The sequence below is a fragment of the Achromobacter sp. NPDC058515 genome, from assembly GCF_042721735.1.
Lineage (GTDB): Bacteria > Pseudomonadota > Gammaproteobacteria > Burkholderiales > Burkholderiaceae_B > Achromobacter.
Genome location: NZ_JBHXNI010000016.1, coordinates 1 through 23,691, shown reverse-complemented (window position 1 = coordinate 23,691; position 23,691 = coordinate 1). Strand labels below are relative to the sequence as shown.

13 protein-coding genes are annotated in these 23,691 nt (G+C 67.2%); 7 read left to right on the top strand and 6 right to left on the bottom strand.

The features are described from left to right. Nucleotides 1-44: 44 nt before the first annotated feature. The 3 genes from ACFWP0_RS23575 to ACFWP0_RS23565 form a co-directional block, all read right to left on the bottom strand. Nucleotides 45-11,144 (bottom strand): hemagglutinin repeat-containing protein, encoded by an 11,100-nt coding sequence (locus ACFWP0_RS23575; RefSeq protein WP_377846198.1) that lies wholly within the window; start codon nt 11,142-11,144, stop codon nt 45-47. A 25-nt stretch (nt 11,145-11,169) separates the two neighbouring features. After that, nucleotides 11,170-12,879 (bottom strand): ShlB/FhaC/HecB family hemolysin secretion/activation protein, encoded by a 1,710-nt coding sequence (locus ACFWP0_RS23570; RefSeq protein ID WP_377846196.1) that lies wholly within the window; start codon nt 12,877-12,879, stop codon nt 11,170-11,172. A gap of 159 nt (nt 12,880-13,038) precedes the next feature. Further along, nucleotides 13,039-13,218 carry a hypothetical protein gene (locus ACFWP0_RS23565; RefSeq protein ID WP_377846194.1) on the bottom strand — a complete coding sequence of 60 codons (180 nt, stop codon included), beginning with the start codon at nt 13,216-13,218 and terminating at the stop codon, nt 13,039-13,041. Between ACFWP0_RS23565 and ACFWP0_RS23560 the strand changes: the two genes are divergently transcribed. The 7 genes from ACFWP0_RS23560 (at nt 13,217) to ACFWP0_RS23530 (ending at nt 21,380) form a co-directional block, all read left to right on the top strand. Continuing rightward, entirely contained in the window at nt 13,217-13,729 is a 513-nt protein-coding gene (locus ACFWP0_RS23560; RefSeq protein WP_377846192.1) for a winged helix DNA-binding protein, read from the top strand. The genes ACFWP0_RS23565 and ACFWP0_RS23560 overlap by 2 nt on opposite strands. Nucleotides 13,730-13,738: 9 nt before the next feature. Then, nucleotides 13,739-15,592, top strand: a complete 1,854-nt coding sequence (locus ACFWP0_RS23555) for a dipeptide ABC transporter ATP-binding protein (protein WP_377846191.1) — start codon at nt 13,739-13,741, stop codon at nt 15,590-15,592. A 48-nt stretch (nt 15,593-15,640) separates the two neighbouring features. Next, nucleotides 15,641-17,173: an ABC transporter substrate-binding protein gene (locus ACFWP0_RS23550; protein WP_377846189.1), complete on the top strand. Its 1,533-nt coding sequence runs from the start codon at nt 15,641-15,643 to the stop codon at nt 17,171-17,173. Between the two features lie 143 nt (nt 17,174-17,316). Further along, nucleotides 17,317-18,240 (top strand): ABC transporter permease, encoded by a 924-nt coding sequence (locus ACFWP0_RS23545; protein WP_377846187.1) that lies wholly within the window; start codon nt 17,317-17,319, stop codon nt 18,238-18,240. A 5-nt stretch (nt 18,241-18,245) separates the two neighbouring features. Next, nucleotides 18,246-19,115, top strand: a complete 870-nt coding sequence (locus tag ACFWP0_RS23540) for an ABC transporter permease (protein ID WP_377846185.1) — start codon at nt 18,246-18,248, stop codon at nt 19,113-19,115. Nucleotides 19,116-19,156: 41 nt separating this feature from the next. Beyond that, the gene (locus tag ACFWP0_RS23535) at nt 19,157-20,896 is read left to right on the top strand and encodes a peptidase M14 (protein WP_377846183.1); all 1,740 of its coding nucleotides are present in this window, start codon (nt 19,157-19,159) and stop codon (nt 20,894-20,896) included. Nucleotides 20,897-20,942: 46 nt separating this feature from the next. Further along, entirely contained in the window at nt 20,943-21,380 is a 438-nt protein-coding gene (locus ACFWP0_RS23530) for an acetyltransferase (RefSeq protein ID WP_306944865.1), read from the top strand. 17 nt (nt 21,381-21,397) lie between these two features. Here the strand turns inward: ACFWP0_RS23530 and ACFWP0_RS23525 are convergent, their stop codons facing one another. The 3 genes from ACFWP0_RS23525 to ACFWP0_RS23515 form a co-directional block, all read right to left on the bottom strand. Then, complete coding sequence (locus ACFWP0_RS23525) at nt 21,398-21,580, bottom strand: oxidoreductase-like domain-containing protein (protein WP_377846181.1); 183 nt, start codon at nt 21,578-21,580, stop codon at nt 21,398-21,400. Nucleotides 21,581-21,630: 50 nt separating this feature from the next. Continuing rightward, on the bottom strand, nt 21,631-22,164 hold the full coding sequence (locus ACFWP0_RS23520) for a GNAT family N-acetyltransferase (protein ID WP_377846179.1): 534 nt from the start codon (nt 22,162-22,164) through the stop codon (nt 21,631-21,633). A 191-nt stretch (nt 22,165-22,355) separates the two neighbouring features. Continuing rightward, on the bottom strand, nt 22,356-23,691 hold a 1,336-nt coding region (locus ACFWP0_RS23515), incomplete at its 5' end, for a lytic murein transglycosylase (protein ID WP_377846177.1).

The window sequence follows — 23,691 nt, the reverse complement described above, 5'->3', positions numbered from 1 at the left end:
CTCTCGATCCAGAGGGCTAGATATCAAAGAATATAGATTACTCATTATTTTCCTGGCTCCAGCAAACCAATGAATTTTCCATTGATATCATAACGAAGACCTCGACCATCAGGAGCTATCACGTCCATTACTTTTCCAAATCTACCGGCCTCCCTATAGACCACAGTTGTCCCGGGATTGTTCAGAATATCATCTGTTATTTTCTGCCCTTGAGCATTGATCTCGGAGGGACTTCCTTTTACAGTTGGAAATATGCTTCCTTCCCGACCAGCATGTTTTTGGAGTGCCCGACCAGCTAGCGAAAGCTGTCCTGATTTGTCGGCGGGATCTAACAACTTTCCCGCATTGGATAGTTCATCAATGCTCTTCCCGGTAAGCGCGCCACCTTTTGTACCCCTTATTGAGCCAGCCAACGCACTCGCCACAGCCACAAGGCTTGCGGCTGTCTCGGAACTCATGCCATATCTCTTTTGCAGATCGGCGGCGATTTCCGTGTGGAGAACCATACTCACGGCGTCACTATTGTGCAAGAAGTACCCAGCCAAATCGCTTTTGAGAGGGCCGGGCAAATCCATGCCACTCAGCTTATCTAGTTCCTGCCGATACTCGGTAACCTGCTCAACAAAACTCCCATAGCGTGTCCTGCATACTTCGCTGTCGGCCGCACACACAGCAATCATGACTTCTTGAGTCTCGATGCTCAGCTTCCGAAATTTCTCTCCTACTTGATCGCAATTACCAAACGCTTCGCAAGTAGAGGCTTCCGCTGCGAACCTCTTCAAGTCAGACAAAGTGAGCGCGTTATTCGTTAACTCGGTGACTGCCGCCAGGGTGCTGGTTGTGGTATCCGCGGAAGTTGCTTCGGATATGCTGGCTACCATACTGGCGATCAAATTGCCTCGCGCCTCACGCTCCTCTGCGGATAGATCATCCCCGGCAGCCACAGCTAACAGCTTCGCTAACACGGAGCTCGCTGCAGCTCCCAACGCACCCGCGGAGCAATTGCCGCTGGTAGCCGCCGCACCCGCACACCCTACGATTCCATGCAGCAGGGCGCGCGTCGTCTCTGAATCTGCTCCTTCTCCCATATAGTCTGCGATCTTCTTAACTTGCGACGCGCCCAGGCCCTGGAGATAGTTCACTGCGGCTGCTTGCACGAAGCTGCCAGTACTGCCCGTCACGTTGCCAGCAGCCCCCGCTGAAATCGCAGCCACAACGCGGCGGTAGGAACCGGAAGGCCCCCATTCGCTCTCCAGTTTCTCCGCCGCGACGGCTGCTTGGTCGCGCTCAGCTTGAGACAGAGTCTGGTCTTTTGCCCGCTTTTTCAGGGCGTCAATTTCCTCCGCCTGATTCGTCAGAAACTGCCCCACCTGCCGGCTGGCTTCCCCCACGATCTCGAACCCTGCCCTGATCTCCTTTTCATCAAAGATCGGATCCAGGCTATTGAGCGTATCCTTGGTGTCGCGGTTCAGGGCCGCAATCACCTCCGCCGCCGTCTTCCCCGTCAGCGCTTGCTGGCCGGCCTCGTCGCGTATGACGATCTGGCCGCCACTGATGCCGCTGAGCGTGGTCGAACTGGATTCCCCGCTGGCGCCCATCACGACGGGAGGGGCCGCGCTTATGCCGTTGAAGCTGGGCAGGTTCGAGTTCGGCGTCGCCTTGGTGCCGCCCGCTACCTCGCCTTTGCCATCCGTGCCGATGTTGCTCTTGTCCTTGCCATCGTCTTTCCCGCCGCCAAAGCTCACGCCTCCGCCCAATTGAATGGACTGGCCTTCATAGCTGGCGCGGTTCTCGATGTCGCGACTCGTAAGCGTGCCGGTGATCAGGACGTTCTTGCCGTCGGCAATAGCCTTGTCGCTGCTGGCAATTACCCCGCCAATCAACCCGGTGTTCTTGGCGACATCCAACTGGAAGCCGCCGTCGCCTGCCCACAAACCCGTCTGCTCGGTAACGCTGGCGTACTGGCTGTTGATCTTGGTATGGCCATAGTTGCCGCTGACCGAGCTGGCGCCGTAGCAGATGGGCGGAATGCACAGGCTGACCTGCACTCCCACGCTGCGGTCACGCGCGGCGTAGCTGCTGATGTCTTGCAGGCTCTCCACGACAAGGTTCCCGCCAACGGTCGCCACGATGCGACCGGCGCTAGCTTGCGCGCCGCGCAGCACCGTGTCGCCGCCGGAATACATGGTCAGCACGTTGCCGGCCTGGACATGCGTGTTGTTCCACGTCAAGTCCTGGCCATCGCTCTTGCTCTTGCTGCCGCCCGCCCCAAGGTTGATGCTGAACCCGTTCTGCGTCCCGCCTATCGAGAAACCCACGCCGATGCTGGCGTTGCTGCTCTTGCCGTCGGTCTTCTGGCTGGCGGTGTTCTGCTGCGCGGTGAGCAGCAAGTCGCCTTCCGCGTGGAGCAGCATGTTGCGGCCCGCGGCCAGGTCGGAGCCGGACACGACGATGTCGGATTGATCGCCCTTGCCCGCGGCGACGATAGTCAGGTCGCGCCCCGCGGCAATGGCCGCGCCGCTTGCGGTGCTGCTTTGGCCGCTGCTGGTCTGGCTGGAACTGCTGGCGCCCAGGTCGACGTTGATGTTGATGCCGCCGACTTTGGTAGGGTCCTTGGCGACCGCGTCGTAGGCGTTCTTGGCGGCCAGGCCCGCGGCCACAGCGGCAATAGCCTGGAGGCGGCCGTTGTTGGTGTCCTGGGCGGCCTCGCGCATGCGATTGGCGCTCTGCACGGCGCTGACGACGGGGTTGCTGGCGCTAAGCGTTACGCCGATCTGGCTGGTCTCCTGGAATTGGCGATAGACGCTGCTGTCGTAGCTGCCTTCGATGGTGACCGTCTGCCCCCCCAGCAGGATGTCGCGACCGGCCCGGATGTCGCTCCCGCGAACAAGCACATCTTCCCCGGCGACGATCGAGACATCGCCCTGGCGGCTGGTGATGGTACTGCCGGCGGCGCTGGGAGTGTTGCTGCGCTCATCCAGGCTGCCGCTGCTGCTGCGTACGCCCACGGTGAACCCGCCGCCTCCCCCGCCTAGGTCGCCCACCGACTTATTGCTGTAGCTGCTGCTGTGGTCGCGCGTCGCGCTGCCCGTGTCGATGAAGATCGACCCCCGGTTTGCAGCAAGGCCCACGTTATTGATCGCGTCGATGGCGGATCCGGCGATACGGATGTCGCCTTCGCGACTGTTCAGGTGGACGCTGTTGCCCGTGATGAGCGAAGACGTCTGCCACGTACCGGACGCCTGGTCCTTGGACTGCGCGACTTCGCTGCCGTAGGGGAACATCTTGACCCCGCTGGAGTTCGGCCCGCCATCGACGGCCCGCCCAATATCTCCCAGACTCATGCTTCCAAATGAGAAACCGGTGCTTTTGCTGGACTCGTCGCTGTTCTGGACCTGACGGTTATCTGACCCGACGATGTCAATGTTGCGCCGGGCATCGAGCACCACGCCGCCTTGAGCGCGCAGGCTTGATCCGGAAATCAGGACGTCGCCATCCAGCGTACGGCCAGAAGAATCCCGCGCGCCGCTGCCGGTTGCTCGGATCAGGATGTCGCCTGCCGCGCTGAGCGAAGAGCCGCTGCTGACTTGGCTGTATGAGTCAAACGAACCGGTGCTCTTGCTGCTGCCGTAAGAGAACGTCATGCCTGGCGTGGTGGCGCCGCTATGCGCAAGCTCCTGGACCTTGCCTTTGGTCGAGCCGGCGGCAGACAGGTTCTTGAAGGTGTCCACCGGCGTGCCCGATATGGCCACGCCAAAGCTGCTTTGCTTGAGCGAATATTCGCTGTGGGTGTTTTCTACATCGCGGCCCGCCACGATGGCTACGTTCTGCCCCTGGATGTCGATGTTGCCTGTGTTGCCGGCCATATCGCGCGGGGCCTTGCCAGCAACGATATCGCTGCCCGCGATGAGGACATCCCGGCCGGCGGTGATGATGACGTTGCCGCCCGCAGTGCCCAGCAAGCTTCGCGCATCGCTTTGCGTAACGCCGCTGGCTGTCTGCTTTGATTGGGCATCGCTGCTCTTATACGAAACGCCCAGCCCTCCGACGGAGAAACCGCTTTTCTTTACCCGTTCGTAATTGGTCTCGGCATAGGTATTGGTTCCAGCCTCCACCCTCAGGTCACGGCCGGCGTCAAGCACGATATCTTTGCTGGCAAGCACCTGCGAAGCGTTGAGGGAAAGATCCCGCCCGGCTTGAAGCAGCACCTCTTCACCACCGAACGTCGAGCCCTTCGACTGTTCCCAATCGCTAGACTTGATCGTGTGCGTGCTCTTGGACGACATGAAGCCGCTGGTCTTGTTGTAGGCCTCGTCGTAGGCTGAGCCGGTCTCCATGCCGGCGACCACATTGATGTCGCGCCCCGCGCCCACGGCGAGCTGCTGGCCGGCGGTGACGTCCGCCGCGCGGGCGTTCACGTCCTGGCCCGCGATCAGCGTGAGGTTGCCCTCGGCGGCGATAGTCGAGCCGATTTCGCTGCTGGTGCTCAGGTCGTGGCGGTTCTTGCTGTTCTTGACCAGGGATTCGCCGTGGCTTTCCGTGAGCGTGCCCAGGTTGATGTCGCGGCCCGCCTGCAGGCGGGCGTCGTCCTTGGCGGCGACTTGCGCGGCGGTCAGGGTCAGGTCGCGTCCGGCTTGCATGCTGAGGCTGCCGGCGTCCACGCGCGATACGCCGGAGATGTACGAGCCCCAGGTGCTGCCGTTGTTCTCCGTGGCCGCGGTGGAGGTCAGCGCGATGTCGCGTCCGGCGGACAGAGAGACGTAGTCGCCCTTGATCAGCGCGGCCAGGTTGGTGAGGTCCACGTTCGCCGCCAGGTCGACGATGGCGCCCTGGATCAGGCCGCCCGCCTGGTTGACGATGTTGGAGGCCGTCATGACCGTGGCGTCGCGCGAGCCGATGGTGCCGCTGTTGACGATGTCGCCGGCGGCCGCGAGCTTGACGTCGCGGCCGGCCATGAGGGTGCCGTCGCCCTTCAGGTCGCCGTCGCGAACCAGCAGGTACACCTGTGGCACCAGCACGGTCTCGGTGCTGCCGTCGGGCAGCGTGACGGTCTGCTCGACCAGCCAGACCAGGTCGGTGGTGAGCTGGCGCTGCTGCGCCTCGGTCAGCGCGACGCCGAGCTTGATGCCGTTGTCCTGCGCAAACTGCGCGCCGGCGGCCAGCAGGGCTTTGTATTGGCTGTCGTTGTCGCCGAAGCTTTCCAGGAAGCGCTGGCCCGTGGTGGCCAGGATCTGGTCGGACACGAGCTTTTGCTCGTAGAAGCCGTCGCCCAGGCGCCTGGGCTGGCCGGAGGGGGTCAGGAATCTTGCGCCGGCGGGGATCAGGGATCCCCAGCCGCCCGGGCCGCCGTAGCCCAGCGGCGCGCCGGGCGGGCGCAGCAGGTCGAACAGGTAGTCGCTGGATACGGTGCGGCGCTGGCCGACGAAGCGCGGGTCCGTGGCCACGATGTAGGGCGCGTCGGGCCTGCCGTTGACCGAGAAGAGCTGGCTGTCCGGGATGGCGGCGGGGTTGGACACGCTGCGGACCACGGTGCCGCCGGGCAGGCCGACGCTGGCGATCTGCACGGGTCCGGGCGCGCTGGCGCCGCTGGCGCCGGGCGCTGCGCCCGTGAGCGAGACCGGGACATAGCCGCCGGAGGTGCCTACCGGCAGTTCGATGGGTTCCGCGGCCAGGGTGCGGCTGTAGGCTTCGGTGTAGTACTCGCGGTGGTATTCCCTGCGCCGCTGGGTGACGGTGGCCGTGCCCTCGCGCGTGATGCTGCGCACGCCGCCGGCGCCGATGTTGTTGATGTCGGGGCCCGACACCGCCAGTGCGCCGCCCGCGGCGATCTGGCTCTTGTCGTTCGTGGTGCTGCCGGTCAGCGTCATGGAGCCGCCGGACAGGATCTTGCCCGGATCGGAAGAAACGGTGCGAGTCTCCCAGACGGTCTCGTTCACCTGGTAGTAGGTGAACTTGAGGACCAGGCGGCTGGCGAAATCGGCGTTGAATTCGCGGATGCGCGCGTCCAGCTCCAGGTAGCGCGCCTTGTAGGCGGCGTAGTCGTCCTCGTAGGCTTGGAGGCGCGCGGCTTCGGCCGCGACGCACACCGGGTCGAACCTGTTGCAGCTTGTATCCGGCTTCCACTCTGGCATGGGGCCCGCAGGCGGCGTCACCCCAAATACGGCCCACACCTGGGAGTCAAAGCTATGGACAAACTTCTCCGGCGTGGTCCAGCAATCGTCCGCGGCATCGCCGCCGCTGCACCCCTGGGTCTCAGCAATGTATGCAAGCGGAATGGGTGAGCTCACGCCCTCTTTTCCGCTCTTCAGGAACGAGTAGTTGAACGGCGGGCCGTAGCGGCTTGCGGGATAGCGCGTGGACGGAAGCAGGAAGCGCCGCGCCGGGTCGTCGCCCAGCCATGCGGGATCCTTGCTGCACTGCGCCGTGGTGGTATCGCACAGCCAGTTGGTCTCCGCGTCATACATATCGGTGGAGCCTTCGGGCGTGAAATACACCTTGGGCCGGGACTCCACCTGCACCACTTCGCTGGCATAGCTGTTGTTCTGGTTCAGGATCGTCGCCGCCGCGATGGCGGCGTTGCCGGCCGCCTCGATGGTGGCCGACGCGTTCAGCAGCGACCCGGCCTGCCCGACGGCTTTGCCGTTGGCGTCCAGCGCGCCGCCGATGCGCAGGTCCGCGCCCGCGTAGATCAGCGCGTGGTCGCGGTTCACCAGCGAGCCCACGCCCAGGTCCATGTCGCCGCGGGACGCGATGACCGCCCCGCCGCCCGCGCCCATGCCGTTGACCAGTTCGCCGGTGCGGATCGAGATCGCGTCGCCGTAGATGCGGCCAAAGTTATCGACCCGGCCTGCCGTGATGCGCGTCGAGGCGCCGTCGATCAGGCCGGCGTTGGTAAGGCCGCGGGTGACGTTGATGGTGTTGTTGCGTCCGGCCAGCAGTTCGCCGCTGGCCTGGTTGTTCAGCGAGGCCGCGGTGACGCTCAGGTCGCGCCCGGCGCTGATCCTGGCGCTGTTGTCCATGTCGCCGCCCACGGACATGCTCAGGTCGCGGCCGGCGGCGATGTCGCCGGTCTGGTTGAGCGAACCGGCGTAGGTGAACGACAGGTCTTCGCCGGATTGCAGCGTGCCCAGGCCTTGCAAGGCCTGGATCATCACAGCCAGGCGCTTGCCCGCCAGCAGCTTGCCCTGGTTGTTCTGCAGGGTATCGGCCTGGATGGTGGCGACGTTCTGGGCGGCGACCTCGCCGCCCGTGTTGTCCAGTTGCCCGGTGGTGAGCGTGAGGTCCTGGCTGGCGCTGATCGATCCGGCCTGGTTGTTGACCCCGTCGGCCACGATGGCGACCAGCTTGCCCAGCACACCCTTGGCGGGCGCGGCCAGCGTGGCGCTGTTGTCCAGGCTGGCCGCGTTCAGCGTCAGGGTGTCGTCGGCCTGGATCAGGCCGCCCCGGTTGTCGACGGCGCCCGTGGCCGCGATGGCCAGGCCGCCGCCTGCGAGCGTGCCTGCGCGGTTGCCGACTTGGGCCGCTTCTATCCGCAGGCTGCCCGCGGCGGCGACCAGCCCCGAGGCGTTGTCGAGCTCGCCGTCCAGCTTGAGCGCTGCGTCGCCGGCCGAGGTCAGCTTGCCGCCCTGATTGCGCAGGTTGGCGGCGGCTATGTCCAGGCTGCCGCCGTGCACGACGGCGTTGCCGGTGCCTATGTCTCCCGTCGACGCCAGCGCCACTTGGCCGATGGCGGACAGGTTGCCGCCGGCCAGGTCCATCGCGCCCGCGGTAAAGCTCAGGTCCTTGCCGGCTGCGCTGATGCCCGGATGCGTAATGAAGCCCGCGGTCAGCGTCAGGCTGCCCGGCAGGCTGAGCTTGCCGTCCTCCCCCACGCCGGCGATGAGACGCCCGGCGTTGCTGAGCAGCCCGCTCGCGGTGGCGTTCACATCGCCGCCGGCCAGCACCGAACCTGTGTTGTCCAGCGTGGTTCCGGCCAGCAGGCTGGCCGCGCCCGCGGCGGAGAGTATGCCCGCGTTGCGCAGCGCGCCGCCGGCCTGGAAGTCCAGCGCCGCGGCGGACTGGATCTGGCTGTCCGCCGTGGCGGTCAGCGCGCCGGCGGCATTGACGGCCAGGTCGCCCGCCTGCGTGGCGGCGACGCCGCCCAGGGTTGCGTCGGTGCCCGCGCGCAGCGTCATGCCCTGCCCGGCCGCCGCCGAACCCAGGGCCTGCAATGCGCCGCCCGCCGTGGCGGCCAGGCTAGCGCCCGCCTGCTGGATGGACGCGGCGCCCAGGGTCAGGTCGCCGCGCTGCGCGTCCAGCGTCAGATCGCTCTGCAACGCCGCGACCGTGCCGTCCACCGTGATGCCGGCGCCGGCTGTCAGCGTCTGCGAGACGCCGGCCAGCATGCGGCCCGCGGCCGTCAGCGCGCCCTGCGCCGTCGCGGCCAGGGTGCCGCCCGCCTGCGCCAGGCCTGCCGCGCCCACCGTGATGTCGCGGCCCGCCAGCGTCAGGTTGGCGTCGCTTGCCGCCGTGCCGTCCACGCGCGCGTCGCGCGCCGCGGCCAGCATCAAGTCCTGCACCGAGGCGAGCGCACCCGCGACGTTCAGGTCGCGCAGGGATTGCGCCGTCAGCGTGCCGGCGGCTTGCGCCTGCCCGCCTTGCTTGAAGATCAGATCGCGTCCGGTGGACGCCAGCAGATTGCCGGCCGCGGTCTCTCCCAGCGCGGCGGCCATGCCGCCCAGGCGCGCGTCGCCCTGCGCACTGAGCGCAAGGCCGCCGCCCGCGACGATGACGCCGTCGGATTCGAGATCGGTGCCCGCCTTGGCGGACAGGTTTTCCGAGGCCTGCATGCGGCCGCTGGCGCCCACGCGCAACTGCTCGCCCGCGTCGGCTTTGAGGCCGCCCGCCAAGGCGGCCGCCGTGCCGTCGATGCTCAGGTTGCGCGCGGCGGCCAGGCTGGCCGGCGAGCCGGCGGTGACGATGCCGGTCACGAACAGGTCCCGCGCCGCCTGGGCCTGCAGCAAGCCGCCCGCGGCCTGCGCCGTGTCGGCGGTGCCGGCCGTGCCGGCAATGCGCAGGTCCCGCCCCGCATCCAGGAGCAACGCGCCGCTGCCCTGAGCCAGGCCGTCCTGGCCGATGCTCAGGTCCGCGCCGGCTTGCGCTTTCAGGCGGCCGTTGGCGACGGTCTTGCCGTTCAGCTCGGCGTCCGTTCCCGCGGACAGGAGGATGTCTTTTTCGCTCGAGATGGTGCCGTCCGCAAGCAACCTGCCGCCGGCTTGCGCATCCAGCTGCCGGCCCGCCTGCAGCACGCTTGCGCTGCCCAGGGTGAGGTTGCCGCCGCTGCCCGCCTTGAGGGTTCCGGCGTCTGCCAGCACCGTGCCGTCCACGCGCAGGTCGCCCCGCGTGTCGACTTGCGCGGATTGGCCTGCGGTGAGCAGGCCGCCCAGCGAGGCGGTGGCCGCAAGCGCCGTGACCGAGCCGTCGGCCCGCAGGCGCGAAGCGGAGGATGCCATCAGCCCTTCGCCCGCCAGCATGCTGAGGTTGCCGGTGGCGAGCGTCTGGCCCTCCAGGGTCATGTTGCGCGCTGCCCGCAGCGACAGATCCTGCACTGCGGTGACCTTGCCGAAGCTCTGCAATCGGCCGCCGGCCTGCACGGCGACGCTCTGCGCGCCCGCCACCTGCGCCTGCGCGCCGATCGACACGTCGCCGCCGGCCTGCGCATGCAGCGCCCCGCCGGCGGTCACCTGGCCGGGCAGCGCCATGTCCCGCCCCGCCTTCAGGGCGACCGCGCCCCTTGCGGTCACGAGTCCGCTGGAATCAGGGCCGGCCTGGGCCGCGCCAGCCGGCGCATCCGGCGCCTCGCCGGGCGCGCCTGCGCCGCCGCCGCCCGCGTTCCCGCCGCCTTCCGCCGCGCCACCGCCTTCGCCTCCCCCGCCGCCCGCGCCGCCCGTCGCCGGAGGCGTCACGCCGGGCACAGGCGCCTTGCCGCCTATCCGCATGTTGCGGCTTGACTCCGCGCGCAGGTCCTGGCCGCCCATCAGCAAGGAGCCGCCCAGCGACAGGTCCTGGCCCGCCGCAATGCGCAGCGCGCCCTGGGTCTGCAATCCGCCCTGCGCGGCGACGGTCACGTCGCCCGCCGCGTCTACGTCCAGCGGCCCGCCCGCGCCGACCACGCCCTTGATGTCCGCATTGCGGCCCGCGGAGAGCGCGACGGCGCCCGCCGCCTGCGCGGCCCCGTCCACGGCGAGGTCGCCGCCGGCCGCCACCCGCAGATCGCGGCCGGCCTGCATGGTGGCGCTGGGCGCGATGCGCACGTCGCCCGCCGCGCTGACCTGCAGGTCGCCGGTCAGCGCGACCAGGTTGCCGCCCACGTTCACGCCCACGCCGGCCTCGGTGCCGATCAGGCGGATGCTGTTGGCGTACATGCCGCCCAAGGCTGCGGTATCCAGCGCGACGGCCGGCGCGGCGCCCTCTCCCGCCTTCGCCGAGACGGCGCCCGTGGCGTAATCCACGCGCGCCGCGCCCGCCGTCACGTTGAGCCGGTCCGCCCAGACGCCGGCATTGATCTCCAGCGACCGGGCGATCAGGTCGACCTGGCTGAGATTGGCCCCGTACAGGCCCTCGCCCTCGACGCGGATCTTGCCCGCGGCCACGTCCAGCGCGATGCTCCCGTCGGGCCCGACCTGCGGCCGGCCCGTCGTCAGGGTGGCGCGGTCCGCGTTCAGGAAGCCGCAGCCATTGCAAGTGATGCCCGCCGGGTTGGCGACGATGACGTTGGCCCGGTTGCCCGCGACCTCAAGCGTGCCCATCAGCTGCGAGGGGTTGGGCGCGGTGACCTGGTTCAGGATGGTGGTGGCGCGCTGGTTGCCCAGCATGACGTTGCCGCCCACCTGTCCGGCCAGCTGCGTCTGGCTCGCGCCGCCGCTGTTGTTCAGCACCACGCCCGACGGGCCGACGTTGAACTGGGTGTAGCGGTTGTTGGATACGCCGCCCGCGGAAGGCGGGGCGATGTTGATGACCGGCACGCCATTGCTGACGCCCACGGAGGGCTTCTGGCCGGGCACGCTCTTGTCCACCGAAATCGGCAGGGTCTGCGCCAGCACGGGCGTCCACAGCTGGGTGAAGACGACGGACCAGACAATCAACGAACGGAGCTTGGACATCATGCGTACCTGATGAGCAACAACGGATTCAGAACTCGAACATCACGGCCATCGCGAAGACGGTGGATGCGGTTTTCAAGGATTCGGGCTTTTTCAGCGGCCAGCCGGCAGACAGGTCGTAGCTGGCATTCACGTAGGGCACGGAGAACCGGCCGCGCAGCCCCGCGACGGCGCCGACCAGCGTCCGCCCGGAGAGGAATGCGGCGGAAGGGCCGCCGACGCGGCCGACGTCCAAGCCGGTGTAGAGCTGCTGCCCCGGCAGGCGGGTCAGGCCTTCCAGGTTGAGCGAGAGATCGTTGCGCAGCGTCCAGCCGTCTTCGGCGGCCAGCGTCATCTGGCCGTCAAAGCCGCGCACGGCGTAGCGGTTGCCGATGGTGAAGTAGTCCGCCGGCACGATGGCCGTCTTGGCGTGCTGGATCTGCCAGCTGGCCTGATACGCGAAGGGCTGTTCCGCCACCTTGAAGGGCACGTAGAGGCCCGCGTTGGCGGTGAAGATGGTGCTGCGGCCGTTCCAGTCCGGATCGCCATAGACATAGCCGGGCTGGTCGGAAAACTGCGGCAAGGTTCCCCGCACGCCGCCGCCCACGTCCAGCACCGCCTGGCCCAGGTACTGGCGATGCCCGTAGCTGATCTCGTAGCCGGTGACGTCGCGGCGCTGGACGTCGATGGGCACGTCGTTCAACGTGCTTTCGGTGCGCTTGCGCAGCAAGGTGAACGACAAGTTTCCCTTGTAGGCCGTGCCGCGGTAGGGCACGACCGACAGGCCGGCCTGGATCTGCTTGGTGGTGCCGCCGTAGATGATGGGTTCGTCGAAGCCAGCCACGGTCTGGCGGTACGTGGACCTGCTGGCGCCGGTGAAGAAGGTCCAGTAGCCGAAAGGAATGCTGTAGTTGACCGAAGCCGCCCGCGTATTCGACTGCGAGTCGCGCCAGTGCGCATTGCTGTTCCACGACACCGAGAGCTGGTCGTACAGGAACAGCGGGGAATCCAGCGTCAGCCCGGCGTTCACCTGGTACTTGCCGATGGTGTTCATGCCGCCGTTGTCGCCGCCCAGATAGCCGTGCCAGCGCTTGCCCGTGCCCGGACGGATCAGGATGTCGGAATCGCCCAGCTCCGGGCCGGGCGCGATATCGATGGCCGCGTCGGCCTGACTGCCAAGCCGGCGCACGTTTTCAAGCGCCTGGTCGAGGTCGCGCTGGTTCAGTTCTCCGCCCGGTCCCGTGGGCAGGGCTGTGCGCCACCAGCCGATGGCGCCCTCGCCCTTGACGGCCGATATGCGGCCCGGGAGATAGCGCAGCGTGAGGGTTCCAGCCGCCAGGGATTGCTCGGGCACGACGACGCGCGCGGTGACCTGGCCGCCATCGACCAGCATGCCGATCAGGTATTCCTGCAAGGCGCGCAAGCCCTGGCCGCCTACGCACTGGCCCACGACGGCGCCGGCGGCGCGCGCCAGCGCCTCGGACGGCTGCGCCCCGTCCCAGACCAGTTCGCGAATCAGGAAGCAGGGGGTTTCCGCGGGAAAGCGCAAGCCGTCGCCTTGCTGCGCCGCAGCGGGCGACAGCACATCCGGGCGTTCGGCCGCGCGGGCGCGCTGCGCGTCGATATCCTGTTCCTGGCGGCGCTGGATCTCGGTGGCGCGCTGGACCGCTTCCGGGACTGGCTGCGCCTGCGATAGCGCCGGGGTCCACCCCGCCGCCGCGCAAATCAATATTGTTCCGCCCCGCCAGAATCCACTCATACCGACCTGACGCGCACGACCCTGCCGCCGGCGCGCCCCTCTCCCGTTGAATCGAAGCTTCGAATTCTGCGGAAAGAAATTGTTGATTACAATATATATCTTTTGTATACAAACGACTTTAGGCTGCGTTTTTGATATTTACCAGAGGTAAGCCGCCAGTTATTCAAAGATATTCTTATTTTGAATAGCGGAATTTGGACGACGCAATAAAACGACATTCAAACGGATCCCCTGCATCCCAAGCGTTGCCGGGTTATCCCGAATGCCTCCATATCCACAAATCGTCAATAATTCGCCAACGTTTTGTTGCCGATCCGTCCCCTTGCCTGCCACGCCCATGCCTGTTTCCGTCCGGGACGCCATCGTTTCGTCTTCCCACCTCGCCTCGTCCGCTCCGGAGCTGTCGGAAGTGGAGTTCGGCCTGATCATTGCGTCGCACGCCTTCAACCGCTGGATGGTGCGCTGCATGGCCTGCGCGGGATTGCCCGAGCTGACCTCGCTGGACATCCTGGTGCTCAACCACGTGTTCCACCGCGGCCGGGGCAAGAAGCTGGCGGACATCTGCTTCACGCTGAATGTCGAAGACACCCACTTGGTGAACTATTCGCTGAAGAAGCTGGAGCGCCTGGGCGTGGTGCAAGGCGCCAAGACGGGCAAGGAAGTGATCTACACCACGACCGACGCCGGCGCGGCCGCGATCCAGCGCTATGCCGAAGTCCGCGAGCAATGCCTCGTCAAGCCGTTCATCGACTCCCCCGCCGCGGACGACGCCAGCCATCAGTTGGCCAATACCCTGCGCGCCCTCTCGGGCCTGTACGACCAGGCTGCCCGCGCCGCCACTTCGCTGTGAGAATCCACGTTGTCTAGCACCACTGCCTCTACTTCCGCCCCGCTGCTATCCGTGCGCGGCGTATCGGTCGACTTCAATACGGAAAGCGGCGTGTTCCGCGCCGTCGACAGCCTGGATTTCGAGGTGCGCCCGGGCAGGACGCTGGCCATCGTCGGCGAGTCCGGCTCCGGCAAGTCGGTCACGTCGATGGCCATCATGCGCCTGACCGACTACACCAGCGGACGCATCGCGACGGGCCAGATCCTGTTTCGCGACGGCGCCGACCGCGAGGTCGACCTGACCGCCGCGACCGACGAGCAGATGCGCGCCATCCGCGGCAACGACATCGCAATGATCTTCCAGGAACCGATGACCTCGCTGAACCCGGTGTTCACGATCGGCGACCAGATCGTCGAGGCCATCATGCTGCATCAGCAGCTGTCGCGCTCGGCGGCCCGCCAGTCGGCGCGCAAGCTGCTTGAAAAAGTGCGCCTGCCGGATGCGGAGCAATTGCTGGACCGCTATCCGCACCAGCTGTCGGGCGGCATGCGCCAGCGCGTGATGATCGCGATGGCGCTGTCGTGCCAGCCGCGCCTGTTGATCGCCGACGAGCCGACCACCGCGCTGGACGTGACCATCCAGGCGCAGATCCTGAACACCATCCGCGAACTGCAGCGCGACCTGGGCACCGCCGTCATCTTCATCACGCACGACATGGGCGTGGTGGCCGAGATGGCCGACGACGTGGTCGTGATGCTGCGCGGCAAGAAGGTCGAGCAAGGCGCCGTCGACGAGATCTTCAACGCGCCCAAGCATCCCTATACCCGCGCGCTGCTGGCCGCGGTGCCGCGCCTGGGCAGCCTGACCGGCCGCGACCTGCCGCTGCGCACGCCCCAGACCGTGCTGGAAGGCGACACGCTGCGCGAAGTGGGCGAAACCCGCGAGCAGGACACGGCCAGTTATGACGAGCCCGTGCTGCGCGTGGACAAGCTGACGACCCGTTTCGATGTGGGTCACAACCTGTTCGGCCGCGTCACGCACCGCGTGCATGCGGTGGAAGAAGTGAGCTTTGACGTCTACCCCGGCGAAACGCTGGCGCTGGTGGGCGAATCGGGCAGCGGCAAGTCCACCATCGGCAAGACCTTGCAGCAGCTCGTGGCGCCGACCTCCGGCGCGGTGCGCTACAACGGCCAGGACATTTTCTCGATGGACAGCGCGGGCCGCCAGCGCCTGCGCCAGGAGATCCAGTACATCTTCCAGGATCCCTACGCGTCGCTGGATCCGCGCAAGACCGTGGCTTTCAGCGTCGCGGAACCGATCCGCACGCACGGCCTGCTGTCCGGCGAGGACGCGATTGCCCGCCGCGTGGGCGAGCTGCTGGAGCAGGTGGGCCTTAAGCCCGAACATGCCAAGCGCTATCCGCACGAGTTCTCGGGCGGCCAGCGCCAGCGCGTGTGCATCGCGCGCGCCCTGGCCAGCAACCCCAAGCTGATCATCGCGGACGAATCCGTGTCGGCGCTGGACGTGTCGATCCAGGCGCAGATCCTGAACCTGCTGATGGACCTGCAAAAGGACCGCGGCCTGTCCTATCTGTTCATCACCCACGACATGGCGGTGGTGGAAAAGGTGAGCCATCGCGTCGCGGTGCTGTACCTGGGCCAGATCGTCGAGCTGGGCACGCGCCGCCAGATCTTCGAATCGCCGCAGCATGCCTATACCCGCAAGCTGCTGGCCGCGGTTCCCGTGGCCGAACCCGGCCGCCATATCGACACGTCCCTGATCGAAGGCGAAATCCCCAGCCCGGTGCGCCGCGTGGGCGACGAGCCCGCCATCATTCCCCTGATCGAATTCGCGCCCGGCCACCAAGTGGCCCGGGCTGCCTGAACCCCTTTTCCGTCGGCCCGACCCGATTACCCGTCCCTGGAGGCGAACATGCAATTCTTACGCACCACCTTCACCGCCACCGCCCTGACCCTGGCGCTGGGCGGCGCGCTGCCCGCCCTTGTCTCGACCGCGCACGCCGCCGGCACGCTCAACGTGGCCATCAACCAGGACCCGGGCAGCTGGGATCCGATCGACACCTTCGTGACCTTCTGGGGTTCGGTGGGCGGCAACCTGTACGACGGCCTGACCATGCGCGGCGCCGACCTGAAGCTGCAGCCGGGCCTGGCGACCAGCTGGGAATACCTGGACGACAACAAGCGCCTGCGCTTCAAGCTGCGCGAAGGCGTCAAGTTCCATAACGGCGAGCCCTTCAACGCCGAGGCCGTCAAGTTCACCTTCGACCGCCTCCTGGGCGCCGAAGGCGCCAAGGGCCCGCAAAAGTCCAACTACGACTCGATCGGCGAGATCAAGGTGGTGGACGAGCACACGGTGGACTTCATCCTGAAGCAGCCGGACCCGGTGCTGCTGACCAAGCTGGCCGGCTACGGCGCGATGATCGTGCCGCCCAAGTACATCAAGGAAAAAGGCGAAGACCACTTCAACACGAACCCGGTCGGCACCGGCCCGTTCAAGTTTGAAAGCTACCAGCCCAAGGTCAACGTGACGCTCGCGCGCAACGATGAATACTGGGGCGGCAAGCCCAAGCTGGACAAGGTCGTCTACCGCTTCATCGGCGAGCCCGGCACGCAGGTCGCCGAGCTGCAGGCCGGCCGCATCGACATCGCCACGCTGATCCCGCTGGGCCTGATCGATACGGTGAAGAAGTCCGGCAACGCCGACGTGATCTCCACCGGCGGCCCCGTGGCTTTTGCGCTGCGCTACAACACCAAGAACGGCATCACGCAGAGCCGCGACGTGCGCCGCGCGCTGATCATGGCGGTCGATCGCGACGCCATCGTCAAGCAGCTGCTGCTGGGCCAGGCCAAGACCATCGCCAGCTTCCAGGGCCCGCAATCGTTCGGCTACAACCCCGAGCAAAAGCCCCTGCCCTTCAACCCGGCCGAAGCCAAGAAGCTCCTGGCCGCCGCTGGCGTGAAGCCGGGCTCCGCCGTGCAGATCGACGTGCGCGGCAGCGATTCGAACTTCCGCGAAGTGGCCCAGGCCGTGTCGGGCTACCTGCAGGCCGTGGGCGTGCGCGCCACGATCAAGCCCTACGAAACCGGCGTGCTGCTCAACGACATCATCCCGGGCGGCAAGACCGGCGAGATGTGGCAGAACCAGTGGGGCGGCTGGACGTACGACTACGACAACACGGCCTACCTGATGTATCACACGGGCCAGAAGTGGAATCCGTACGACAACGACGCCAAGCTCAACGCCATGCTGGAAGCGCAGCGCACCGTCTATGACGTGAAGAAGCGCGAAGCCATGCTGCAGGAGATTGCCGCGTACGTCGCCGACCAGGCGCTGGAACTGCCGCTGTACAGCCTGAACACGATCGTGGGCGTGAACAAGCGCGTGAAGAACCTGGAGGTTCCGGGCGATATCCGCTTCCGTTTCGTTGAAACGGCCGTAGAGTAAGCCCCCCCCGAGGCGCTTTGCGCCTCCCCCAGGGGGCATGCCTGCGGACCGGCAAAGCCGGCTCCGCGGCATCCCGCTGGGACGATGCTCGTTGCAGCATTAACACTACCTACCCGCCCGGGTGAAAGCCGGGGTGGCGCCTTATGACCGGATTTCTCATCAAACGCGTGTTGCAGGCCGTCTTCGTGATCGTGGCCGTGACGCTGCTTGTCTCTTACGCCGTGCGCCTGACCGGCGACCCCGCGCTGATGCTCAGCCAGGGCTCGGGCAGCGTCACCGAACAGGACCTGGCCAACATCCGCCAGGCGCTCGGACTGAACCGCCCGTTCCACGAACAGTACCTGTCCTATATGCAGGGCCTCTTGCACGGCGATTTCGGCCGCAGCTTCATGGGCGGCACGTCGGTCGCCAAGCTGATCGGCGACGCCCTGCCCGCCACCCTGATGCTGGCCTTCACGTCGCTGATCGTGTCCATCCTGATCTCCCTGCCGCTGGGCATCCAGGCCGCGATCAAGCGCGGCAAGGCCACGGACCAGGCCATCCGCATCCTGTCGCTGGTGGGGCTCTCGTTCCCCAACTTCTGGCTGGCGCTGATGCTGGTGCTGCTGCTGTCGATCACCTTCCCGCTGCTGCCGCCGTCGGGCTGGAGCGGCCCGGCCAGCCTCATCCTGCCGTCGCTCACGATGGCCATCATCCTCAGCGCCACCAACATCCGGCTGGTGCGCACGACGATGCTGGAGACGCTGTCGGCCCAGTACATCATGGTGGCGCGCAGCAAGGGCCTGAAGGAACGCGTGGTGCTGTACAAGCATGCGCTGCGCAACTGCGCCATTCCGCTCATCACCTACCTGGGCCTGCAGTTCGGCGGCCTGATCGGCGGCATCGTCGTGATTGAAATGGTCTTCAACTGGCCCGGCCTGGGCACCCTGGCGTTCGACGCCATCTCCGGCCGCGACTATCCGGTGCTGCAAGGCACGGTCACCGTGCTGGCCACCGTCATCGTCCTGGTCAACCTGATCGTCGACATTGCCTACGGCATCGTCGATCCCCGTATCCGCACGCGCTAAGCCTTATGCAGACAACCACTCCCACCGCTGCCGCCCCCAAGGCGTTCAAGCCGCGCAGCCGCTACCGCTCGCTGGAATTCGTACTGGGCGCGCTGCTGACCGGCGTCATGGTCGTGCTGGTGCTGGCCTCCGGCTGGATCTTTCCGGACGGCGGCGAATCCATGGACCTGGCCGCCCGCCTGATGGCGCCGTTCTCGTCCGCCGCCCATCCCTTCGGCACCGACCCGCTGGGCCGCGACGTGCTGGCCCGCGTGATCGTCGGCGGCAAGATCTCGCTGATGGTGGGCTTTGCGTCCGTCATCGGCGGCGCGCTGCTGGGCATCGTCATGGGGCTCATCGCCGGCTACTACCGCGGCTTCTGGGACATGATCGTCATGCGCTTTGCCGACGTGCAACTGGCGCTGCCCTTCATCCTGGTGGCCATCACGTTCATCGCCATCCTGGGCGGCGGGCTGTTCAACGTCATCTTCTTCATGATCGTGTCGCAATGGGTGCAGTACGCGCGCCTGGTGCGGGCGCAGGTCCTGGCGCTGCGCGAGCGCGAATTCGTGCTGGCCGCGCGCGCCTTCGGCGTGCGCGACCTGGCCATGATCCGCCACCACATCGTGCCCAACCTGCTGGGCCCGCTGGTGATCCTGATGACCCTGAACGTCGCCAACAATATCCTGCTGGAAAGCAGCCTGACGTTCCTGGGCCTGGGCGTGGATCCCATGATCCCGAGCTGGGGCGGTATGCTTGCCGACGGCCGCACTTATATGCAGACGGCCTGGTGGGTCAGCGTCTTCCCGGGGCTGGCCATCATGCTGACGGTGCTGGGCCTGAACCTGCTGGGCGACTGGCTGCGCGACCGCCTGGACCCGACCGGCAAGGTCTGAACATCGGGCCGGTCCGCCTGGCCTGTAAGGAATATTGAGACATGTCGTTGCTGGAAAAAACGTTTGACCGCACGCTGGACGCCTGGACGCACGCCTACATGGCGCCGGCCTGGCGCGGCGCGGTCGTGGAAGGCTGGCTGTTTGAAGGCGTGGAGGCCCGCCGCGCGGCGCAGGCCCGGCTGGCGCAAGCCGGCGTCACGGCGCGCTTTCGCAGCGCCTACAAGCCGCTCCTGCACTACTTCCTGGAAGAAGTCGAGCGCGAAGGGCTGGTCTCGGCCGCCGTGCGCTACCCGCTGCACGAGCACGCCCAGGCCAAGCGCTTCACGCTGGAGGCGTATCCGCTCGTGGCCCTGCTGGAGGGCGTGCGCGTGACGATGCAGCCCGGCGCGGCCGACCTGCATTACGACGTCAGCCTGACCTACGCCGACGGCCGCAAGCTCGATACCCGCGTCTACGCGCCCAACCAGCTCGGGCATGCGCCGGACGGCACGCCCGAGCTGTCTCCCACCGGCTGGCTGCGCGTGCTGGACGCCGATGGCGCGGTGCAGACCGATGCCGCGCAGGCCACCGAGTATCAGCTGCTGTTCCGCAGCATCCTGGACACGGTGCGCAACCACGCCTGGGGCGCGCACGAACCCTATTTCGACCGCCTGGAAATCCGCGTGGACCTGCCGGGCATCGACTTCGCTCTGCCCGTGGACGAGGAGATCGTCAGCACCTTCGAGGCGCTGCACGAAGACATTTACTTCTCGCTGCTGGAACACTTCCAGCAGCATTCCGGCCGCCCTTCCGGCGACCGCGGGCTGCAACCCGGCCAGATCATTCCCGACATCCGCCGCCACGACGGCGCGGCGCGCGTGCTGATCTCGCTGGAGCCGTTCGCCGCGCCGGCCCCCGTCGCGCCGGCGGCGCTGGAAGCCCCGCTGGCGCAGGCGCGCGAACCGCTGTCTGCCGGGCAGATCGCCGGCTGCATGGCGGCATTCGGCGGCGACGCCTTCCAGGCCGTGTCCCGCCAGGGCCGTCCGGTGCTGGGCACCTATGTGCGCGGCCCCGGTCCCGCCGTCTTCATCTCCGGCGCGCAGCACGCCAATGAAACCTCGGGCGTCGTCGGCGCGCTGCGCGCGGCCCAGACGCTGGCCGCCCGCGGCGATGCGCACTTCGCCCTGATCGCCGCCGAGAATCCCGACGGCTACGCGCTCTTTAACCGCCTGCGCGAACATCACCCGCGCCACATGCTGCACGCGTCGCGCTACAGCGCGCTGGGCGACGACATCGCCTACCGCGAACGCGCGCCTTTCTTCGAACGCGAAGGCCGGCACCAGGCGCACGCCATCAGCGGCGCGCAACTGCACATCAACCTGCACGGCTACCCGGCGCACGAATGGACGCGTCCGCTGTCGGGCTACCTGCCGCGCCACTTCGAACTCTGGACGATCCCCAAGGGCTTCTTCCTGGTGCTGCGCCATCACCCCGGCTGGGCCGAGCGCGCGCGCCGCCTGATCGAGGGCGTCACCGCCCGGCTGGCCCGCAACGTGCCCGGCCTGGTGGAATTCAATGCCCGCCAACTGGAACTATTTCACGCGCACGCGCTCGAATCCGGCTTTGACGTCCTCAATGGCATTCCGGTGCAGGTCGCCGAAAGCGACCGGGAAGCGCTGCCTCTGGCCCTGATCTCCGAGTTTCCGGATGAAACCGTCTACGGCGACCGCTTCCTTTTCGCGCATACTGTGCAGATGGAAACGGTCCTGGCGGCGACGGACCTCTATCGCTCAGGACTCTAGCGGCCAAGGACCGCGCCGGCATCCGACATACAGAATCAATAAGAACATGAACATCCGAGAACGCAACCACGGCGACGATCTGGCCCTGGTGGATATCTGGCTCCGTTCGGTGCGCGCCACCCATACGTTCCTTACCGAAAAGGAAATCCAGGCGATGTACCCGCAGGTGCTCAACACCTACCTGCCCTCGGTGCGGGTCTGGGTCTGCGAGGACGATGCCGGCGAGGTCGCCGGCTTCATGGGCCTGACCGGCAACAAGGTCGAAATGCTGTTCGTCGACGCCAACAAGCGCGGCAAGGGCGCCGGCCGGCGTCTCTTGAACTTCGCGCGTTCCCTGCACGGCACGCTGCTGGTGGACGTGAACGAGCAGAACCCGCAGGCCCACGGCTTCTACAAGCACTACGGATTCGAGGACGTGGGCCGCTCGGCGTACGACGACTCGGGCCGGCCGTTTCCCATCATCCACATGAAGCTGGCAGGCTGACCGCGGCGCGCAGCCCCTCAGGCCTTCGGCGCCTCGTGGCGGGCGCGCCAGGCCTTCAGCGCCTCGCGATAGCGGTCCATGGCCTCGTCGTACAGGTCGTAGACACAAGGTATGCAGCCGCTGTTGCAGCATTCCTCGGGCGCGGGGCGCTCGGGCGGAACGGGCTGCGGATCGTCGTCGGGAATAATCTTGGTGCTCATGCCGCAATGTTAGCGCCATGCCGGCGCGCCTTGCGCCGCGCGGACGGGCGTCACACGCCCTCCAGCTTGCGCCATTCCGCGCGCCTTATCTCGTAGCGCACCTTTGGTTCGGGGGTGTCGTTGGTGGTTCCGACATAGCGCAGGCCGACCTTTTCCAGGACGCGCCGCGAGGCCGCGTTGGATCGCAGCGCCACCGCCGCCAGCACCTCCACCGGCAGCAGCCGGAAGCCCAGCGCGATCAGCGCGCGGGAGATCTCCGGCGCAAAGCCCTTGCCCCAGCAGCCGGGGTGCAGGGCATAGGCCAGCTCGATGCCGTTGCGCCCGCCTGAAGTCGAGACCTTCAGGCCCGCGCGCCCGGCCGGAAGGCCGGTCTCGCGGTCTTCAAGCACATACATGCCGTAGCCGTACTCGGTCCAGTGGGTGATGTTCTGGGCCACGTAGCGCCGGCTTGCCGCCGCATCGCGCGTACCGCCCATGCTTTCCATCAGGTCGGCGTTGGCATGCATCTCAGTGATGAAGGGCAGATGCGCTTGCGACATGCGCCGGGCGCGCAGGCGCGGCGTCAGAAAATCTTCAGGAAACACGGCTGACGGCATGGTTGTCGTGAAGGGTGGCGGGACAGGCCAATCATACCGGCAGGCCGCCGCCGGGACACTCCTGCCTAACCCTCAAATGCGCCGGCCAGTGGGGCGCCGGCCAGTGCCGCAGCGGCATCGGGATCCGCCCATGCGGCGCCGGGCGCGCGGCCATGCTTGCCGCGCGCCCGGCCTCCTGCTTACTTCGCCGGGCCCGCCCGCACCGCGAGCGGCTGATCGGCCGTCAGCGCATCCAGGATGCGCTTGCCGACGCGGCCGTCCTGCGGCAGGTTGCGCCGCTCTTGCTCGGCGCGCACGGCGTCGCGGGTCTTGGCGCCGGGGATGCCGTCCGCCACGCCCACGTCATAGCCGCGGGCGTACAGTTGTTCCTGCAGTTCCTTGATCTGCGCGCGCGACAGGCCGGGATCGTCGGTGGGCCATGCGGCCACGAGGCCCGGGCGGTCTTGCAGGCGGTTCAGCAGCAGCGACACGGCCAGGCCATAGCGGCGCGACTGGTTGTAGTGCAGGATGGCGTCGAAATTGACCGTGGCCAGGAAGACCGGGCCGCGCGCGCCAGTGGGCGCGAACAGATAGGCCTGCTCGTCATTGCCCGACGGCAGCTTCAGCACGGAGCCGTCGCCCTGCTTCAGGCCGGCCTGGGCCCATTGGGCGATCGTGCGGCGATCCTGCGAGCCCACGTATTCCGCGTCGGGTTCGGGCGGAATCGCGGCCGCCAGCTCGGCCGGCACGCGCACTTCCACCACCGCCGGCAAACCGTGCGTCCACTTGGCGCGGCGCTTGCGCAGGTGATTGGCCGTGGAGGCCAGCGCGTCGGGCAGCGAGGTGTAGAGATCGATGCGGCCGTCGCCGTCGCCGTCGGCGGCCAGTTCATAGAACGAGGTCGGGATGAACTGCGTCATGCCGAAGGCGCCGCTCCAGGAGCCGACGAAACTATCGGCGGGCACGGTGCCGTCGCGCAGCAGGCGCACGGACGCGTAGGCGTTCTTTTCCCAGAGCTGCTTGTTCTCGGTGCAGGCGCGGGTCAGCCACGCGTCCAGCACGTTGGTCTTGCCGACCTGGCGGCCGTAGTTGGTCTCGATTCCGAAGATGGCGACCAGCGTGGCGGGGTCCACCTGGTATTGCTGGCTGATGTTGGCAAGCTGCGCGCCGTACTTGGCCAGCACGGCCTTGCCATCGTCGACGCGTTCGTCGTCCACGGTCTTGGCGATGTAGTCCCACCAGCTTTCCCGCCCTTCGGGCTGGCCTTTGGCGGATGCGACGGTCGTGGGCAGCAGGGTGGCGTTGGCCGTGTACTTGTCCCAATCCGCCACGGTCAGGCCGTTGGCGGCGGCGCCCTTGCGCAGCTTGTCGATGCAGGCCTTCGTGTCCAGTTCGGTCGGAATGATGACCGTGGGCGCTGCGGCGGCGGACGCTGCGGCAGGCGCGGACGCGGGCGCCGCAGCGGGCGTGGGCGTGGCGGCAGCCGCGGGCGCGGCAGCCGCCGCAGGGGCCGCGGCCGGCGGGGCGGCGTGGGCG

Excerpts from the sequence above, each read along its gene's own strand:
- ACFWP0_RS23545 (WP_377846187.1), top strand. The coding sequence starts at position 17,317 with ATGACCGGATTTCTCATCAAACGCGTGTTGCAGGCCGTCTTCGTGATC.
- ACFWP0_RS23565 (WP_377846194.1), bottom strand. The coding sequence starts at position 13,218 with ATGGGCGTGGCAGGCAAGGGGACGGATCGGCAACAAAACGTTGGCGAA.
- ACFWP0_RS23575 (WP_377846198.1), bottom strand. The coding sequence starts at position 11,144 with ATGATGTCCAAGCTCCGTTCGTTGATTGTCTGGTCCGTCGTCTTCACC.
- ACFWP0_RS23560 (WP_377846192.1), top strand. The coding sequence starts at position 13,217 with ATGCCTGTTTCCGTCCGGGACGCCATCGTTTCGTCTTCCCACCTCGCC.
- ACFWP0_RS23570 (WP_377846196.1), bottom strand. The coding sequence starts at position 12,879 with ATGAGTGGATTCTGGCGGGGCGGAACAATATTGATTTGCGCGGCGGCG.
- ACFWP0_RS23525 (WP_377846181.1), bottom strand. The coding sequence starts at position 21,580 with ATGAGCACCAAGATTATTCCCGACGACGATCCGCAGCCCGTTCCGCCC.
- ACFWP0_RS23550 (WP_377846189.1), top strand. The coding sequence starts at position 15,641 with ATGCAATTCTTACGCACCACCTTCACCGCCACCGCCCTGACCCTGGCG.
- ACFWP0_RS23535 (WP_377846183.1), top strand. The coding sequence starts at position 19,157 with ATGTCGTTGCTGGAAAAAACGTTTGACCGCACGCTGGACGCCTGGACG.
- ACFWP0_RS23540 (WP_377846185.1), top strand. The coding sequence starts at position 18,246 with ATGCAGACAACCACTCCCACCGCTGCCGCCCCCAAGGCGTTCAAGCCG.
- ACFWP0_RS23530 (WP_306944865.1), top strand. The coding sequence starts at position 20,943 with ATGAACATCCGAGAACGCAACCACGGCGACGATCTGGCCCTGGTGGAT.